At 61.8% G+C, this 18,438-nt stretch carries 14 protein-coding genes; 9 read left to right on the forward strand and 5 right to left on the reverse strand.

Annotation, left to right across the window (positions count from 1 at the left end):
- Positions 1–108: 108 nt before the first annotated feature.
- Positions 109–1,041: a LysR family transcriptional regulator gene (locus ACXAEK_RS00060; RefSeq protein WP_475038971.1), complete on the reverse strand. Its 933-nt coding sequence runs from the start codon at positions 1,039–1,041 to the stop codon at positions 109–111.
- A gap of 155 nt (positions 1,042–1,196) precedes the next feature.
- Here ACXAEK_RS00060 and ACXAEK_RS00065 point away from each other — a divergent pair, with 155 nt between their 5' ends.
- The 6 genes from ACXAEK_RS00065 (at position 1,197) to ACXAEK_RS00090 (ending at position 9,103) form a co-directional block, all read left to right on the forward strand.
- Positions 1,197–2,207 (forward strand): TAXI family TRAP transporter solute-binding subunit, encoded by a 1,011-nt coding sequence (locus tag ACXAEK_RS00065; protein ID WP_475038973.1) that lies wholly within the window; start codon positions 1,197–1,199, stop codon positions 2,205–2,207.
- Between the two features lie 123 nt (positions 2,208–2,330).
- The gene (locus ACXAEK_RS00070; protein ID WP_475038975.1) at positions 2,331–4,556 is read left to right on the forward strand and encodes a TRAP transporter permease; all 2,226 of its coding nucleotides are present in this window, start codon (positions 2,331–2,333) and stop codon (positions 4,554–4,556) included.
- Entirely contained in the window at positions 4,553–5,836 is a 1,284-nt protein-coding gene (locus ACXAEK_RS00075) for an NAD(P)/FAD-dependent oxidoreductase (RefSeq protein WP_475038976.1), read from the forward strand. The genes ACXAEK_RS00070 and ACXAEK_RS00075 overlap by 4 nt, the downstream gene beginning before the upstream one ends.
- A complete protein-coding gene (locus ACXAEK_RS00080) occupies positions 5,833–6,561 on the forward strand; it encodes an aspartate/glutamate racemase family protein (protein ID WP_475038978.1) in 729 nt (242 codons plus the stop codon). Before ACXAEK_RS00075 ends, ACXAEK_RS00080 begins: the two co-directional genes overlap by 4 nt.
- Positions 6,562–6,815: 254 nt before the next feature.
- Positions 6,816–8,069, forward strand: coding sequence for an aminotransferase class V-fold PLP-dependent enzyme (locus ACXAEK_RS00085; RefSeq protein ID WP_475038979.1), 1,254 nt, complete (start codon positions 6,816–6,818; stop codon positions 8,067–8,069).
- A 419-nt stretch (positions 8,070–8,488) separates the two neighbouring features.
- Positions 8,489–9,103, forward strand: coding sequence for a hypothetical protein (locus ACXAEK_RS00090; RefSeq protein ID WP_475038981.1), 615 nt, complete (start codon positions 8,489–8,491; stop codon positions 9,101–9,103).
- A gap of 765 nt (positions 9,104–9,868) precedes the next feature.
- On the opposite strand, the gene ACXAEK_RS00095 is transcribed toward ACXAEK_RS00090, so the two are convergent.
- From ACXAEK_RS00095 to ACXAEK_RS00105, 3 genes are read right to left on the reverse strand one after another with little or no spacing between them, the layout of a single operon-like run.
- Positions 9,869–10,864, reverse strand: coding sequence for a ketoacyl-ACP synthase III family protein (locus ACXAEK_RS00095; RefSeq protein ID WP_475038983.1), 996 nt, complete (start codon positions 10,862–10,864; stop codon positions 9,869–9,871).
- Positions 10,861–12,168: a trans-sulfuration enzyme family protein gene (locus tag ACXAEK_RS00100; protein WP_475038984.1), complete on the reverse strand. Its 1,308-nt coding sequence runs from the start codon at positions 12,166–12,168 to the stop codon at positions 10,861–10,863. The genes ACXAEK_RS00095 and ACXAEK_RS00100 overlap by 4 nt, the downstream gene beginning before the upstream one ends.
- An 18-nt stretch (positions 12,169–12,186) precedes the next feature.
- Entirely contained in the window at positions 12,187–12,396 is a 210-nt protein-coding gene (locus ACXAEK_RS00105; protein WP_475038986.1) for a hypothetical protein, read from the reverse strand.
- A 92-nt stretch (positions 12,397–12,488) separates the two neighbouring features.
- Between ACXAEK_RS00105 and ACXAEK_RS00110 the strand changes: the two genes are divergently transcribed.
- Positions 12,489–13,615 (forward strand): IS3 family transposase gene (locus ACXAEK_RS00110; protein WP_475038988.1). Its coding sequence is split into 2 segments (ribosomal slippage): positions 12,489–12,753 and positions 12,753–13,615, totalling 1,128 coding nucleotides; the frame shifts between segments, so codons are not numbered across the junction.
- Between the two features lie 212 nt (positions 13,616–13,827).
- A complete protein-coding gene (locus ACXAEK_RS00115) occupies positions 13,828–14,043 on the forward strand; it encodes a hypothetical protein (RefSeq protein WP_475038990.1) in 216 nt (71 codons plus the stop codon).
- Between the two features lie 335 nt (positions 14,044–14,378).
- Here the strand turns inward: ACXAEK_RS00115 and ACXAEK_RS00120 are convergent, their stop codons facing one another.
- Positions 14,379–15,476: an AAA family ATPase gene (locus ACXAEK_RS00120; RefSeq protein ID WP_475038991.1), complete on the reverse strand. Its 1,098-nt coding sequence runs from the start codon at positions 15,474–15,476 to the stop codon at positions 14,379–14,381.
- Positions 15,477–15,973: 497 nt separating this feature from the next.
- Here ACXAEK_RS00120 and ACXAEK_RS00125 point away from each other — a divergent pair, with 497 nt between their 5' ends.
- Positions 15,974–18,391 (forward strand): GcvT family protein, encoded by a 2,418-nt coding sequence (locus ACXAEK_RS00125; RefSeq protein ID WP_475038992.1) that lies wholly within the window; start codon positions 15,974–15,976, stop codon positions 18,389–18,391.
- The last annotated feature ends 47 nt before the right edge of the window (positions 18,392–18,438 follow it).

Here is an 18,438-nt window from a genome sequence, read left to right on the forward strand (position 1 = left end):
CGCGCCAGCGGCAGGCACGCGTCCGCCCGCCCCCCGGCGGGCGCGTTCCCGCGCCCACCCGGCCGGACGCTCCGTGGATTAATCTAACCGGCTGAACTTTTGAGGCGTTTACGTTCTGCTTTCAGCGGATACCGCCAGGATTTCCTGCACATAGTCCTGCCAGGCTTCGGCAAAGCTGGCAGCCAGCTGCGACAAGGGCCGCTCGCTGGGGGTCAGGATCGAGTAGCCAAAGGGGATCTGCGGCTCAAACGGCAGAAACCGGATCCGGTCTTCACCCGCATTGCTGCGGCGGTAGCTTTCAGCGCTCAGCACATCGACCACGGCACAGGCCTGGCCCGCAGCGATAAAGTGGAACAGCGGCAGGAAATACTGCGCGTCGTACCGCAGGTTGAACTCGGCACCCGCCGCCAGAAACGCCTGCGACGTCGCCTGATAGGTGTTGTGATCAGGCTGCAGGGCGCCCATCGGCATGCCATTCAGATCGGCCGCCGTGATCACTTCGCGCGCTGCCAGCGGATGGCTGGCGGGCACCGCACAGAGGCAATTGCTGGGCAGCTCTTCCGCCGCATAGAGTTTTCGATCACCGCGAAAGCGGGTCATATCGCAAAAGCCGATGTCGAAACTGCTGGCCGCCACCAGGCTGCGCACCTGCGGCGACGAACGTGTCGCCAGCGTCACCCGCACCTCAGACTTGCCCGCCACAAAGCGGCTGATGAATTCCGGCAGCAGATAGGTCGAGGGCCCCGGCATCGCCACGATGCGGATCGAGCCCTGCACCCGGTCGCGCATATTGGCCAGGTTCTGCTGCGCGGTTTCCATCCGCGACAGGATCTCGGTGGCTTCCTCCATCAGATACTGCGCCTCCGGCACCGGCACCAGGCGGCGGCCCTCGCGCAGGAACAGGGTGAGGCCCAGCTCCTCCTCCAGCGTCTTTATCGCCGCGCTGATCGCGGGCTGGGTGCGGTGCAGATTGCGCGCCGCCTGGCTGACCGAGCCGGTCTTCATCACCTCATGAAACACCGCAAGCTGGTGGGAGTTCATTTTCCGGCCTCCTGGCGTAAAGCCAACATAAATTCAATCTATACATACAGTATAATTTTAAATTTGTACTTATGCTTTTCCTTTCCCATGATGCAAGGATCGGAGGAGTGAGCTGCGGCAGGCAAGCTGCGGCCTCAATGACAAGGGAAGAGACAATGGGATTTTTCACGAAACTGACCGGGGCGGCCTTGGCCTGTACCATGCTGACCGGCGCTGCTGTGGCGCAGGACATGACCTTTTTCCGCATCGGCACCGGCGGTGCGGGCGGTACCTATTTCCCGATCGGCGGCATCATCGCCAACGCGATTTCCAACCCGCCCGGCTCGCGCGAGTGCGGTGAGGGCGGCAACTGCGGCGTGCCCGGCCTGGTGGCGATGGCGCAATCGACCAACGCCTCGGCGCATAACGTGAATGCGATCCAGAACGGCCAGATGGAAGCGGGCCTGTCGGGTGCCGCCACCCTGCATTTTGCCTATCACGGCAAAGGCAAGTTCGAAGGCAACGCCAAGCCCGACCTGCGGGTGATTGCCAACCTGTACCCCGAAGACCTGCACCTGGTGCTGCCCGAGGGCCACAAGCTGGACGGCCTGGCCAGCCTCAAGGGCAAGCGCGTGGGCATCGCTCAGGCGGGCTCCGGCACCCAGATCGCGGTGGAGCTGATCCTGGGCGACCACGGCGTCAACCGCGACAACATGGATGAGGCCGAACTGAACAACGCCCAGTCCGCCGAGCGTATCGCCGACGGCCAGCTGGACGCCTATTTCTATGCGGCAGGCACCCCGGTTGCAGCGATGATCCAGCTCGACAACACCAAGGGCATGGAGCTGCACAACTGGTCCGAGGAAGAGATTAAGCAGGCCAACACCACCGTGCCATACTATATCCCTTCGACCATTCCGGCGGGCACCTATCCGGGTGTGGATTATGACGTGAACACGGTGGCGGTCTCCGGCATGCTGGTCACCAACGCGAACCAGTCCGAAGAGCTGATCTATGAGATCACCAAGGCGATGTGGTCCGACACCGCGCGCAAACTGCTGGACAACGGCCACCCGAAAGGCAAGGCGATCACCCTGGAAACCGCGCTGGACGGCATCGAGGGCATCGGTGTGCCGCTGCACCCTGGTGCGGAGCGCTTCTACCGCGAAGTGGGCCTGCTGAAGTAATTCCTCCCCTGAACTGCGGCAGCAGGGTGCGCCTTGCTGCCGTTTTTTATCTCCCGGTGCCCCTGTCTGCTGCGGCGGATGCACGGCGTTTGCACCGGCGGCACTCCTGGATTGGAGACCTAGATGTCCCTGGACACGCATCTCGACAACAAGGCGCTTGAGGAGCTGGAGAAGCAGTACGACTCCGCTCTGAACACGCGCGACAACGGACCCAAGCTGACCGGCGTCATCTATTGGGCCTCCATCGCCTTTGCCCTGTACCACCTGTGGACGGCCGGGTTCGGCACGCCGGTGGACCATGTGCATATGGGCATTCACCTGGCAGGGCTGTTCCTGTTCATCTTTGTGGGCTTCCCGCTGATAAAATCGGCGCGCAGCCTGGAATGGCGCGGGCCGAACCCTCTGCGCCCGGGCAATGTGCCGCTGTATGACTGGGCGCTCACCGGCCTCAGCATGGCGGCGGCGCTGTTCCTTTGGGTCAGCTGGCGCGGCTTTGATACGTTCGGCTTTGACATCGCCGAACAGGCTCTGCGGCAGGGCAACCCGTCCGGCCTCGACGTGTTCTTCGGCTCGGTTCTGATCCTGACAGTGCTGGAGATCGCCCGGCGCACCATCGGCTTTGTGCTGCCGCTGATCATTCTGGTGTTCATGTTCTATGCGCTGTTCGGACCTTATATGCCGGCGCAGATCCTCAAACATCCGGGTGTGAACTGGCAGCAGTTCGTCAACAACATGTATTTCCCCTCCGAAGGCATCTTCGGTGTGACGCTGTGGGTGGTTTCCACCGTGGTGTTCCACTTTGTGCTGTTTGGCGTTGTGGCCCAGCGGATGGGGCTGGGGCAGTTTTTTGTCGACAACGCCATGCTGCTGGCTGGCCGTTACACTGGCGGGCCGGCGAAAGTGTCGGTTGTCTCCTCGGCCTTCTTCGGCACGATTTCCGGGTCTTCCATCGCCAACACGGTTTCCACCGGCTCGCTGACCATCCCCAACATGAAGAAACTGGGTTATCCCGGCCACTTCGCTGGCGGGGTTGAGGCTGCGGCCTCGGCCGGCGGGCAGATCACGCCGCCGATTATGGGCGCGGCCTCCTTCCTGATGGCCGAGTATCTGGAGGTGCCTTACACCACCATCGTGATTGCGGCGATTGTGCCGGCGATGATGCACTATATCGGGGTGATCTCGATCGTGCATTTCACCGCCAAGAAGCTGGGGCTGACCGCCTATCCCAAGGATCAGCTACCCAAGTTCCTGCAGGTCTGGAAAGACGGCTGGTACACGATCATTCCTCTGATCGCGCTCCTCTTGGTGCTGTTCTCGGGCTATTCGCCGAACATGGCGGCCTTTATCGGCCTCAGCCTCTGTGTGGTGACCGGGTTCTGTGCCTTCAACAAGCCTGCAACCATGTTGATCCCCTTTGCCTTGCTCGGGTTCATACTGTGGAAGGCCTCACCCTATTCCGGTGAAGGCTACAGCCCGGTGATGGCCGGGATGCTAGCGGCGCTGACCATCCTCGCTTGTCTGCACCGCAATGAACGCCAGAACTTCCGCGACCTGTTCGACAGCTTCCATGTCGGCGTGCAGTATGCGCTGGCGGTGGGTGCGGCCTCGGCGGCTGTGGGTATCGTGGTGGGTGTGATCAACACCACCGGCGTCGGATTCCGCCTGGGCTTTATGGTCACCGGCGGGGCGGCGGATATGGCGGCTGCTCTGGCGCCGTTCCTGGACTGGACATCGATCGAGGCCTTCAGCCAGCCGTCGATCCAGCAGTTCCTGTCGCTGGTGCTGATCGCCATGGCCTGTATCCTGATGGGTGCCGGCCTGCCGACCACTGCGCTCTACATCATGCTGGTGGCGGTTGCGACGCCGGCCCTCAGCCAGCTGGGCGTGCCGCCGCTGGCGACGCATATGTTTGTGCTCTACTACGGTGTGATTTCCGAGATCACCCCGCCGGTTTGCGCCTCGGCCTATGCGGCGGCGGGGATTGCGGGCTCCAACCCGTTCCGCACCGGACTGAATGCCTTCACCCTGGGGCTGGGCAAGCTGATGGTGCCGATGGTGTTTGTCTATGCGCCGGTGATGCTGATCGTGCTGCCGGAGTATTTCACCTGGGTCGGTTTCATCCAGGTGACCGGCACCTGCGCACTGGGTGTGTTTGCCATTGCCACGGCCGTCTCGGCCTACTTCCTGGCACCGCTGAGCGGGATCTGGCGGCTGCTGATGGCCATTGGCGGGCTGCTGCTGGTGGCCCCCTCCGGCGGGTCGGACATCGCAGCACTTGTGATCATGGCGCCTGCGCTGGTGCAGCAGCTGGGCCAGCAGCGCAAACTTCAGGCTGAGGCCGCTCAATGAGCGGCCCGGCCACCCCCGGCAGCCCTTCCGCGCCGGACGTGACGGTCCTGGGGGCCGGGATCGTCGGCATCTGCTCGGCACTCTCCCTGGCCGAGCGGGGCCTCAGGGTCCGGCTGATCGACCGCGACGCGCCGGGCCAGGCAACCTCATACGGCAATGCCGGCATCATCTCGCCCTGGTCGGTGGTGCCGCAGTCGATGCCTGGCTTGTGGAAGAAAGTGCCGGGCTGGCTCCTGGACCCGCTGGGGCCGGTCTCGGTCAAGCCCGGCTACCTGCCCAAGGTCGCGCCTTGGGGCCTGCGGTTCCTGTCCGAAGGGCGCGAAGGGCGGATCCAGCAGATCTCAGATGCGATGGACACGCTGAACCGCAACTGTGTGGAGATGTACCGGCTGCATCTGGCCGGCACCGGCCACGAGGATCTGGTGCAGGACAGCTATTACGTTCATGCCTTCCGCAATGCGGAAGATGCCGATCTGGACGCAGTCGACTACCGGATGCGCCGTGAACGCGGCGCGGAGCTGGAGCGGATTGGCGCGGCGGAACTGCGCAAACTGGAGCCGGCGCTGACGCAGGAATTCGAGGCCGCGGTCCTGATCAAGGGCCAGGCGCGGGCAACCTCGCCGGGCCGGATCGGCACTGTTCTGGCAGAGAAGTTCCAATCAATGGGCGGCGAGATCCTGGCCCAAACCGTGCGGGGCATCCTGCCCGCCGAGCGCGGCGGCTGGACCTATACCACCGACGCAGGCCAGGAATGGACGCCCAAGCTGGTCCTGGCCATGGGTGTCTGGTCCGGAGAGCTGCTTAAGCCCCTTGGCATTAAAATCCCGATGGAATCAGAGCGCGGCTACCATGTGTCTTTCAAAAACCCGGGCGTTGCGCTGAACAACTCGATCATGGATATGGACATGAAATTCGTGGCTTCCTCGATGGAGGAAGGGCTGCGGGTCGCGGGTACTGCCGAGTTTGCGGGCCTTGATCAGCCGCTCAATCAGAAACGGCTCGACGGGCTGGTGGAACTGGCCAAGGCACTTTTGCCGGACCTGCAAGCCGGCGACATGGACACCTGGTCCGGCCAGCGACCCAGCCTGCCCGACAGCTTACCCTGCATTGGCGAGGTCGAGGGCTTCCCGGACCTGATCGCCGCCTTTGGCCACAGCCATTACGGGCTGATGATGGCGCCGAAAACCGGGCGGCTGGTGGCGGATATCGTGAGCCAAACCCCGATGAACGAAGACCTCGCGCCGTTTCGCGCGCGGCGGTATGAAAGGATCAAGACATGACCATCCACCCCGGCGGGCAAAACATCTGCGGCGTCTCCATCGGCGTCCTGGCGCTGGAGAGCTATTTCCCCAAACCCCCCGGCCATATCAAGAACCCCTCCAGCCTGGGGTTTACCACGCTTTATGAAATGCTGGACGGGATCACCGTGCCGAAACTGCTGGCCAACCCCACCGGCGAAATGAAGGACCGGCTGATCGACGCCGCCAAGCGGCTGGAGGCCAAGGGTGTGCGGGCGATCACCGGTTCCTGCGGGTTCCTGGCGATTTTCCAACGGGAGATCGCGGCGGCGGTGAATGTGCCGGTGTTTGTCTCCTCACTGATCCAGGTGCCGCTGGCGCATCAGATGACCGGGCGCACGGTGGGGGTGATCACCGCCTCCGCCGGCAGCCTGACCGACGCGCATCTGCAAGGTGTCGGCGCCGAACACACCCCGATTGTGGTGCAGGGGCTGGATGACGCGGAGGAGTTCTCCACCGTGATCCTGCGCAATGAACGCACCTCGATGGATCTGGCCAAGGTCGAGGCCGAGCTGCTGGCCGCCGCCAAGGGCATGATCGCCCGCAACCCGGAGATCGGCCCAATCGTGCTGGAATGCACCGACCTGCCGCCTTATGCCCATGCGCTGCAGGCAAAGCTGAACCGGCCAGTGTTCGACATCATCACCTTGTCGGAGATGGTGCATAGGGCGGCCTTGCGCGCGCCGTTTGGCGGCTTCATCACCTAACCTCGAATTAGGTCACCAGCCCGTCACGCAAGTGGCGGGCACGCGTCCGCCCGCCCCACGGCGGGCGCGTTCCGCTCCCGCCCAGGCGAAAGCTTACCGTGAAAAACTACCGTGTCCCACAGCGGTAATTGGCTTTCACCGGCCATTCTCCCACAGAGATTTCCGGCTCTCAGCCCCTAAATCTTTTGCATGTGATGCGCAGCTCTGGCCCTTAATCTGACGCGGAAACGCAATTTCCGCCTGATAGGACCGTCATGAGCCAGATCACCGAAACCCTGCTAGAACAAATCCGGGACCGCTTTGCCCAGGTCGACAGCTGCCCGCAGCAGGGCAGCCGCATCTTCTTTGAAAACGCCGGCGGCGCGCTGACGCTGAAATCGGTGGTCGACACCTCGGCCCAATATGCCGCCATCGCCGACAACCAGGGGCGCGACAACCCCGGCAGCCATGAGCTGGTGCGGGTGATCAACAAGGCCAAGGACGACATGCGCGTCTTCATGAATGCGCCGGGCGGCCAGTTTTTCGCCGGCGAAAGCGGCACCGAGCTGCTGTTCCGCCTGATCATGAACGCTTGCCTCGGCTCGGCCGAGGGCGGCACCGTTCTGGGCTCGACGCTGGAACACCCTGCCACCCGCTCTGCCTGCGCCCGCTGGGCCGGGGTGGCGCGGCAGAAGCATGTGCTGATCGAACATGGCAACGCCAGCGGCACCCTGACTGCCGATGCCTATGCCAAGGCCGTGACCCCGGAAACCGTGGTCGCGACCATCGTCCATACCTCGCCAGTCACCGGCATGGGCGTGGACCTGGCGGCCTGCGCCGCCGCCATCCGCGAGGTGGCGCCGGACTGCCTGATTATTGTCGACGGCATCCAGCACGCCGCCCACGGGCGCATCGACCTCGAGGCCTACGGCGTCGACGGCTATGTGATCTCCCCCTACAAGATGTTTTCGCGCCATGGCTACGGGCTGGCCTGGATCTCGGACCGGCTGACGCATGTGCCGCATAACGCGCTGATCGACGGGCCGGAAGACAACTGGGAAATGGGCACCCGCGACACCGGCAGCTATGCGACGCTCTCCGATGTGGCCGATTACCTGGAGTGGCTCGGCGGCGAAGTCAGCGATGCCACGGACCGGCGCGCGAAATTCGTGGCGGCGGGCGAGGCGATCCACGCGCATGAAAAGGCCCTGACCGATGCGATGATCCACGGCACCGGCAATCTGCCCGGCCTGGCAGAGATGGAGGGTGTCACCATCCTGGGCGGTGCAGACAACCCCGCGCGCGAGGGGCTGGTGTCGCTAACCGTGGACGGTGTGCCCTCGGTGGATGTAGTGAAGCGGCTGAACGAACAGGGCATCCGCACCCATCTGCGCAAGGCGGACCATTACTCCGGCAATATCCTGACGCCCCTGGGCATGGACAGCTGCGTCCGTGTCTCCATGTGCCACTACAACAGCATCGGCGAAGTGGCGAAATTCCTCGGCGTGATGAAAGAAATCACTGGGTAACTATGCGTTCTCCGTACTGCTCAGGCCGAAGCCGGTGTTAGAACGAGAGACTTCCTGTTTGAATTCGCAGTGGCGCTCACAGATAGTACTGTGGGCGCCGCATACTTTACTTTTACTGCCCACGGTGACTAACGTCCTGCATGAAGTAAAAGAGCATTTTTCCAGCGTTGCTGTTTATTGCAACCCTTGGGGCTTTTGCCAGCTTAAAAGCGATGATCTCAGTAGCTTTATTCGATGGGCTGCCTGGCACAGAAGAAAAGTTCCGCTAACCGAATTGGCACCCTTTTGCGATGATGGCGATGCAGGCCGGATTGTTGGTTAGATCTACAATCGCTGTCAGCAGCTTTGTCTTTTCTTCGCTATCGGGGCCACTTAAAAAACTGCCGTTTTTGCCCACACCTACCTTGTAAGTCATCGATTTGAATTGGATCATTTCTGCACAAAACCAGCCGGGGCGGCTTTTTGCCACTTTCCACGGAATTATCTTCTATCAAAAGTTCCAAAAGGTGCCGCCCGAAGGCGGCAATCTGGATGGTGCATATGTTGGCAGGTTGGATTTCCCAGGATTTCGGCAGGTCGGCCCTTCGAAAAAGAATCGCGCCCAGTGTCTTCGGGTCGAAAGCCGGCTCAACTTCTTGAGCAGCCAGAATTTGTTTCAACTGCCTTTCCTTGCATTTCGCCTCGATCAGAAGATCCTTGCAGGCCACGTACTTGCTGCCGAACCAGGCCATGGCTTCAGGCGTGACCCGCTGCTCGGCCTCACCCGGTACGGAAACCGTTTCCAGAACAGCTTCGCCTTTTTTGCCGCAATCAGCCGCTTACCCAATACCCTGTATTATAAATGCACAGCTTACAGTCATTCCAGGCCGGCCGTGAGATGTAAGAGCCTTGATCTCTTTCGGATCGACCAACAGACCGCCATCGTGCAACGGGGTCAAGATCCCTCCGTCCAAAAGCGCTGCAACCATATTTTTGGATGCATTGAGCATTTGGGGCAGCAGGGTAACCGCAACAGCCCGTTTCACTTCCTCTGAGCGGTTTTACCGGCCTCACAGTTCACCAGGACGTGGGAACCAGGCAGCTCTGCGTCGGCTTATGTGATCAAGCCTTTGTTCAGAACAGCATTTTTCAAAGTGGCACCATGCACGCCTTCTGAAGCGGCCAAGGAGGCAATGGCGCTCCGGAGCGGATCCACCACGACCGTTCCAAGCAGCCGGCCAACCTGCACGTCCATGCTGTCCAGAATATGCTCTCGAAGGGTGTCTCTTAAAGAGCCAGGGTCTTTTGGCAGCTTTGAGGACCCGAGCCAAGAGTACAACGTGCCATACGCCCGCACGCGCCGCAGGGGGCCATCCGCCGGCATCCGGGCACATTCCAATAGCTGCTTCAATGCGTTCCTGAAACCGTTGGCTGCATATCTCCAGCCTGCATGCCCGGCCGCATCTCAGCCCAGCCCCCTTCAGTACGGAGGCCGGCGGCTGCAAGGCTCTGTCTCGGGGCTTTCAGCCGCATTTCACTGCAGCCGGAAACACGCGCGAGCCCTGCTCTCATTTGATTGACCATTGCCATGCTGCAGCCTCTGCCTGTTGTTGGAAGTTTTCCAGCCACCACGCATCATGCCGTCAGTATTTTCCGGAAATATTTTTTCGTTAAGTTTGACGTGGCCTGTTCAGCCCTTCCAAGTAGGTGAGGCCGACCAATCTGCATCGGCAAAAGCAGTGTCCTAAAGAACCAGACCCACGCTAACAGGGCACCATGTTCCTCAAGCCGCATCGAGCCCCGACTTCTTCAGCGGTCTGCTAGATCTTTTCCACGAGCATACCGGCAAGGCCAAGACCGTTTCCAGCTCCAATCATCAGCACACGGTCATGCTTGCGAAGCACTTGCCTCCGGTCGAGCTCCCACAGGCCCAGAAACTGGTCAGCTGTCCCCGTATGCCCGATGCTGCGGCCGAAGCCCCACAGATCCTGCCGCGCCAGATCCGCAAAGGTGCCTGCGTACAACTGGGCGCTCAATCCGGCGCCGACATTGGGATAGATCACATAGTCCGCGGGACGCGTTTCAAGGTCTGCACTGTCCAGCAGCCTGCGGCGCAACCGCTGCAAGGCCGGGATGAACAGCGCGTTGAATCCGTCCCGGCCATACGCCTCCAGATACGCTTTCTTGGCGGATTTGACATCGTGGTCACCCGGCCCCTCCGGCTCTGGCTTGGCGGCCCGGTACATCGGTTCAAGCGCCGGTTCGGACTCCAGCTCCAGGCTTACAATCCGGTAGGAACCAGGATCAGCACTCAGACGCAGCGCAAATGCGGCGTCACCATAGAGCGTTCCCAGGTCCGAATTGAACCGGTCGAACGCCGAACCCGAAAACCGGTCCGCGCCAAGAACCAGCTGGTCGCCCGGCAGCCCGCACCGGATCAAATCATAAGCCAGCGAAACCGCTGTGAACCCGCCATTGCACCCCTGGTTCACCGACATGGCACGGGTGCGGCTGTCCAGCTCCAGCACCCGGTGCAAATAGCTGGCCGGCGGCCACAGCAGCTTGTGGCCATGCCGGTGAATGCTGCAGAGGTACAGCGAATTGATGGCGTTTGCATCCTCTGGGCGCAGCAGCCGCCGCGCCGCCCGCACCGCCATTTCCGGCGGGCTCAGATGCTGTTCGATACAAACCGAGGTGAACCCGTCCGTAGCGGCCCGGGCCGCGTCATAGCAGCCCTGCGAAATGGCCTCCTCCACGGTGAAAACGGTGTCCGGCAGCCAGGCGCTCACGCCGGAGACATAGACCTCTGCTGTCATGCTGCCACCTTGCGGACTTGATCCAGCGCCTGAGCGGCATCGGCAATGATATCGTCCTCATGCTCGCAGCCGACACTGAGACGCACCAGATCGCCGGGGATGCCGCCAAGCTTCTTCTCCGCCTTGCTGAGCTGGGAATGGGTCGAAATCGAAGGGATAGTTGCTGTGCTCTTGATGCGCCCCAGATCATTTGCCCGCCAGAAGATCTGCAGCCCGTCAAGAAAGGCCCGGGCCGCCGGAATGCCGCCGCGCATACGCACCGACATTAGATAGCCAAAGCAGTTCTGCTGCCCGCCCGGCTCCATTTCACTGTCCACCAGCACCATGTCACGCCGGGCGATCTCATGGCCGGGCATGTCCGGCAACCCGGGATAGAAGGTCTCTGCGACCGCCGGATGCGCCGCCAGCACCTCCGCCAGCCGCCGGGCTGAACGCCCCATGGTCTGCATCCGGCTGCGCAGGCTGCGCAGATCCGCAAGGCTTTGCAGAGCGTTGAACGGGCTGAGGATGACCCCGGTGTCGCGCTGCGGCCCGCGCTTGAGGAACCCGGCAAAGTCGTCGCGCATCTCCTGCCGCGGGTGCGGGCAGCAGATACCGGGCCGCGACACCACGGCACCGGCAATGCTCAGCCCGCTCGCCGACATGGATTTGCTGACCGAATGCACCACGATATCGGCCCCCAGGACCAGCGGCCGTATCACTGCCGGGCTGGACAGGGTGGCATCCACCATCAGCGGCACGCCCTGGGCCGCGGTGATGCGCGCCAGCGCGGGGATGTCAGTCATGCGCAGCAGCGGGTTGCACGGCACCTCGCACAGCGCGAACCGGGTGTTGCCGTCAATCGCGCGCTCCCATTCGCCCAGATCCAGCGTGTCCTGGATCCAGCGCAGCTCAATCCCGCGGTCCTGCTGGAACCGTTCCCGGAACAGCATGAAGCTGCCGCCATAGCAGGCCGCGGGCAGCACGATGTTCGCCATGGGCCGGGCCGGGTCATCGGCAACCAGCGCGGTGGCCGCCATGAACAGCGCCGCCATGCCAGAGGAGAACACCGTGGCGGTGGCGCTGAACCCGCCGCCATAGGCCTCAAGCGCCGCGATTGTGGTCTCCAGCTGGCGCACGGTCGGATTGTCGATCCGGGTATAGACCCAGCCGTCCGCCTCGCCGCTCAGCGCCTGCCGCATGTGTTCGGAAGAGGCGAAATGCTGGGCAGGCGACAGATAGGCCGGCTCGCAGATCGCACCTTCGTTTGCCAGCGCCGACGGCTCGCCATAGCCGCCGCGCACCGCGATTGTATCAAAACGCATGTTGAAAGGCCCTTCCGCCTATTGGGCCGCAACGCCGCCCGCCACGCCGGCAGCCGCATCGTGATCCTGCTGCAGCAGCGCATTGGCGATGGTCTGCGCCCTCGGCGCCAGCAGCGACAGGGAACCCGCATCCCCCATGCCGTGGGTCGCTTCGCACAGCCCGTTCAGCACCAGTGCGCCGGCGCCGGCATATTTGGGCTGCAGCTGCGCGCGGTAAGAGCGGTCCACCTGAACGCAGCCTTCCTCGTCCAGCGCAAGCTGCGCTGATCCTCCCCCAATGAAGTGGTCCGCCGTTATGTTTAGGAAAACGGAGGATCAGAATGGGAACGAAGCGACACAAGCCGGAAGAGATTGTCACGAAGCTGCGGCAGGTTGAGGTGCTTGTCGGTCAGGGATTGCAGCGCGTGGATGCGATCCGCGAAGTGCGCATCACCGAGCAGACCTACTACCGCTGGCGCAAGCAATACGGCGGGATGGGAACCGACCAACTCAGAGAGCTCAAACGGCTGCAGAAAGAGAACGAGCGGCTGCGTCGCGCCGTTTCGGATCTGACCCTGGACAAGCTCATCCTGTCGGAGGCCGCAAAGGGAAACTTCTGAGCCCCGCTCGCCGCCGGGCCTGCATAGATCATGTGCGCAGTCGGTTCAGCGTGTCGGAACGGAAGGCCTGCCGTGTCCTGGGGCAGCACCGTTCCACGCAGAGAAAATTGCCACGAGGCCGGGTCGACGAGGCGCGCCTGATCGCGGACATGATTGAGCTGGCGCGCCAATACGGCCGCTACGGTTACCGGCGGATCGCGGCCCTGCTGAGGGATGCAGGCTGGCAAGTGAACGACAAGCGTGTCGAACGCCTGTGGCGGCGTGAGGGGCTGAAAGTGCCTGCGAAACAACCGAAGAAAGGACGGCTCTGGCTGAACGACGGCTCCTGTGTCCGGTTGCGGCCCGAATATCGCAACCACGTCTGGAGCTACGACTTCGTGCATTGCCGGACCGATGATGGGAAGGCCTTCCGCACGCTGAACATCCTCGACGAACATAGCCGGGAGTGCCTGGCTATCCGGGTGAAGCGGAAGCTGAACTCAGGTGACGTAATCGATGCCTTGAGTGACCTGTTCATCCTGCGGGGCGTCCCGGCCTACATCCGGTCCGACAACGGTCCTGAGTTCGTGGCACAGGCTGTCCGGGACTGGATTGCTGCGGTCGGCTCCAAGACCGCCTACATTGAGCCGGGATCCCCCTGGGAGAACGGATACTGTGAAAGCTTCAACGCCCGGTTCCGCGATGAACTGCTCAACGGAGAAATCTTCTACAGCCTGCGCGAGGCTCAGATCCTGATCGAACAATGGAGGAAGCACTACAACACAAAAAGACCACACAGCGCCTTGCGCTATCGCCCACCGGCTCCGGAAACACTCGTCCCGATGGACCCGAGGCCGGTCATGCACTAACAATCAAACCGGACCACTCAGGTGGGGCTGATCAGGCAATCAATATATATAAGAAGATGGCACTTCAAATCCCCCAGATATTGCGGGAGAAATTCGTTCCGGAGCATTCCTCAGAAAGGCGTGCTTGCTCGCCATGAACGCAAATTGTATCCCGATGCATCCAAATATAGTGCATGCTACGAACCCGAGTCGCACATATTGTGAAAAATCTAATGCTGCTCGAGATTTTTAATGTAGAACACGGTGCTTGTGCCCTGGTTACAACCAGTAACGAACGGCGAGCGCTGATTGATTGTGGGCACAACGCAACCACAGGGTGGTATGCAGGGACCGCTTTGGCCAACAAGGGAATTCAATTTTTAGACCGCTTGTCCATTATGAAATTCGACGAGGATCGCCTGCAAAATTTGTCTCGAGAAGCTGATTAACAACAAGGACCGAGCCTCATGGCCTCGTGGCATTGATCGACATGGCAAAAAAATGTCCGTTTTCTTAGCCGGACACTGCGGTAGCCCGGCTTGCTGCGAACTTGCGCTTCGCCGCAGTTTCCAGCGTTCGTACTAGGAGTGGTGACTTACCTTGATTAACACCCTGTCCGCAGAGTGCCCCTATGCTCACATTTCGCACATGCAGCGAACGGAAGCTATGACGGGTCACAATGCAGAATCGCGTCTGCTTGGTGAACAGCGGGATTGGATTGGGCTGGTTTGGTTAACCCATACTACCTGCCAACCAATTTTTGCAATGTCCGGAAACTTCGTGCTCAATGATGGATCCCAGCCGCCTCCATCGCTTCACCCCTGGTCAGCATTCGGTTGACATACCGCAGGTTAAGCTCAACTCTTCGCTCAGCAATTTCCAACGCCTCGGTCACTGCCTCGACAGATGCCTGCGTCATGCCGCGCCTGCAACCCTCACGGCGAGCAAAAGCGGCTAGTTCAGACATTGAAACCGGCGGGAGGCGGATGACCTCCAGGCGGCTTAGCAGAGGGGCTGGTAGAGTGACCAAGGTATTGGAGGTCAGCACCCAGCTGATCCAAGACATGTCGAAACCCACCTGGTAAAAGGGGCACTGCCACGAAGTTGCAGAAGATGGCTCCAGGAGGGAAAGCAACCCCTCGGTCAGGCCGAAGCTGTTTCCTTTGGTCGAGGTTGCAACCCCGGCCTTTTCCACTTCATCAACAACGACCACCGGGTTCGCAATTAGGTGTTTCAGGATCGTCATCAAAGGGCGTCCCGGCTGCGCGTTGGACCAGCCGCGTTGAGAGCCCACGATACCGAACGACGCCTGCTCCGCCGTCGCCTCCACACCACAGCGGGGCACGCCAAGTGCGGTGCTCAGCTGACGGGCCCACATGCTCTTTCCAATCCCCGGCGGTCCGTCGAGAAGAACCGGAGGCAGGCGGAAGCCCGCGTCACCATTGCGGACCGAGCGCCGCATCGACTTCCAAAGAAGATCTGTCGCGGGCGCCATCCAGGGCATGTCGGCATGGATCCCGGCGGCGATTTCATCCGCCTGATGCTCTGTCCGGATCCGGATCAGCTCCACACCATTGCGCAGAACCTCCAAGGCTCTCCGGTCGTCAAGCTTGAGGTGGGAGAGGCCTGCGGCCGCAGCCCGCCTTTCCGCTAGCCTGCTCACCCGGCGATCTACTCGGTCCTGACCTTCGCGCCTAAGACCAACCTGCATCAATTCATTCTCCCACCGAAGACGGTCTTCAGGATCCTCAGGGTCCGGAGGCACGATACCCCTCTCGAGGGCGCGGCGCGTTTTCAGGAACCGCTGCAGGCGATGCCGTATTGCCCGCCGGTCTTTGTCGGCATTGTGGAACTCTGCTTCGATGAACTTGATCTTGGACATAGCTGGCCCTTTCCCGGCGCGCAGCGCCGTCTAGCTCCCGATTACACACAGTGCGCTCGGGAAAATGGAGGAAAGAACCTGGCCAGGTTTGAGCTTCAGACCTGCTCAATACGGTCGCTTCTGTCAACAGGAGGCGCTGACCAACGCTGGTGAACAAAGCCTACGCAGTGGGCTAAAAGTAACTTTTGCTAAGCCATTGTTTTAAAACAAAACCATCAGCCGAAGCTCGGTCAATGGCAAATAATCTCGTGTTGGAATGGCAGAAAACCCCCATCAATGGCAGTTATTTCACGGGTCCGACAGATGAACTTGATCTTGGACATAGCCGGCCCTTTACCGCCCGCCTCCGATGACCCAACAAATCCGGGGCCATTGGGTCTGAATTCTTCACGGGTCATCCAGCCGCGCCGCCGATAGGGTCGCCGGGAAGAAATTGACGGCCCGCCCCGGCCTGCAGGGCGCGCTGTTTCAGGCACGCAGGCAAGGGAATATGACGCATGAAAACCCATGCACAGGCAGTTGTCATCGGCGGCGGGCTGGTCGGCTGCTCGATCCTCTACCACCTGGCCAAGCTTGGCTGGACCGACGTGGTGCTGCTGGAGCGCGACGAGCTGACGGCCGGCTCCACCTGGCACGCGGCGGCCAACATCCACGGGCTGCACGACAACAACAACGTGACCCGTATCCAGCACTATACGATGAACCTGTATAAGGAGCTGGAGAAGGAAACCGGTCAGGGCTGCGGCGTGTTCCAGCCGGGCTCGCTGTATCTGGCCAAGACCGAAGAGCGCGAGCACCAGCTGCGCCTGCAGGAGGCCAAGGCGAAATACTATGGCCTGAACTTCCACGAGGTCAGCCGCGAGCAGGCCAAGGAACTGCACCCGCTGGCGCAGTTCGACGACATCCGCTGCATCATGTATGAACCCGACGGCGGCAACGTCGATCCCTCGGGCGTGACCATGGCCTATGCCGCCGGTGCCCGCGCCATGGGTGCCCAGGTCGAACGCTTCTGCCCGGTGATCGGCACCGAACAGCAGCCGGACGGCTCTTGGATCGTGAAGACCGAAAAGGGCGACATCCACACCCAGTGGGTGGTGAACGCAGGCGGCCTCTGGGGCCGCGAGGTGGCGGCGATGGCCGGCCTCACCCTGCCGCTGCAGCCGACCGAGCACCAGTATTTCGTGACTGAGACCATCGACGAGGTCGCCAACCTGGGCCGCCGCCTGCCCTCGATCGCAGACCGCGACGGCGAGTATTATTTCCGCCAGGAGGGCAATGGCTTCCTGATCGGCGCCTATGAAAAGGACATGCGGTTCTGGGCCGAAAACGGCACCCCCCTGGATTTTGCCCACGAACTGTTCCCCGACGATCTGGACCGGATCATGGAGAACGTAATCCGCGCCACCGAACGTGTTCCCTGCGCCGAGACCGCAGGCGTCAAGCGGGTGATCAACGGCCCGATGATCTGGTCGCCGGATTCCAACGCCATCTGGGGCCCGGTGCCGGAGCTGAAGAACTATTTCTGCTGCACCGGCATCATCCCCGGCTTCTCGCAGTCCGGCGGCCTCGGCCTGCTGGCGGCGCAGTGGATGATCGAGGGCGAGCCGCAATACGACATGTTCGCCTGGGATCTGGCACGCTTCGGCGACTGGGCCGACAAGAAGTTCACAAAGGCCCGCGTCGAGGACCAGTACGCGCACCGCTTTGCCATCCATTTCCCGAACGAGGAACGCAGCGCCGGCCGCCCGGCCCGCGTGCGCCCCACCTATGAGATGCAAAAAGAAATGGGCTGCGTCTTCGGCCTCAACTGCGGCTGGGAACATCCTCTGTGGTTCTCCGGCGTGCCCGGCACCACCGACACCAACAGCTTCACCCGCCAGAACTGGTGGGAACCGGTTGGCCGCGAAGTGAACATGCTGCGCGAAAACGTCGGCGTCATCGACATCTCGAACTTCGCAAACTACGTGATCAAGGGTGCGGGCGCCTATGACTGGCTGGATCAGCTGGTGGCCAACAAGGTGCCGACCGAGGTGGGCCGCAGCTGCCTGACCCCGCTGATTTCCGTGCGCGGCGGTGTGGCTGGTGACTTTACCATCACCAAGGTCGCAGATGACGAATACATGATGGTCGGCTCCGGCATGGCGGAACGCTATCACCAGCGTTTCTTCAACATGGTTGAGCTGCCGGAAGGCACCACTTTCGAGGTTGCCACCAACCGTATCGCAGGCTTCAACGTGGCCGGCCCGAAATCGCGCGACATGCTGCAGCGGATGACCAATGCGGACTTGTCGAACGAGAACTTCCGCTTCATGCGCTCGCGCACCATCGACGTGGCTGGCGTGGAATGCCTGGCGATCCGCGTGTCCTTCACCGGCGATCTGGGCTGGGAGCTGCATTGCGCCGAAGAGGACCAGGTCAAGCTCTACTCCGCGCTGCTGGCAGCCGCCGCGGAGTTCGACGGCGGCCCGGTCGGCGGCCGTGCACTTGGCTCCCTGCGGATCGAGAAGGGCTACGGCTCCTGGGGCCGCGAGTACAGCCAGGAGTACTGGCCGCAGGAGGTTGGCCTGGCCGGTCTTATCAAGCTGGACAAGGATTTCCTCAACAAGGAAGCCTACCTCAAGATCAAGGATAACGCCCCGCGCGAAATGCTGGTCGGGTTCGAGATCGACGCCGTGAACAACGCCGATGCATCGGGCGGCGAACCGATCTTCACCACCGACGGCAAGCCGGTGGGCCGGGTCACCTCGGGCGCCTATGGCTATTCGGTCGGCAAATCGCTGGCGCTGGGATATGCCAATCCCGAAACCGCCAAGCCGGGGGATGAGGTCGAGGTCTATATCCTGGGCAAGCCGCACAAGGCGCGCATTCTGGAATCCGCCGCCTTCGACCCTTCGGGCGCACGCCTGCGGGCCTGAGCTTCAATTGAACCTAATCAACACGCAGCCCCGGCCCGACGGCCGGG

The sequence above is a fragment of the Leisingera sp. ABM4_101 genome, from assembly GCF_056158725.1.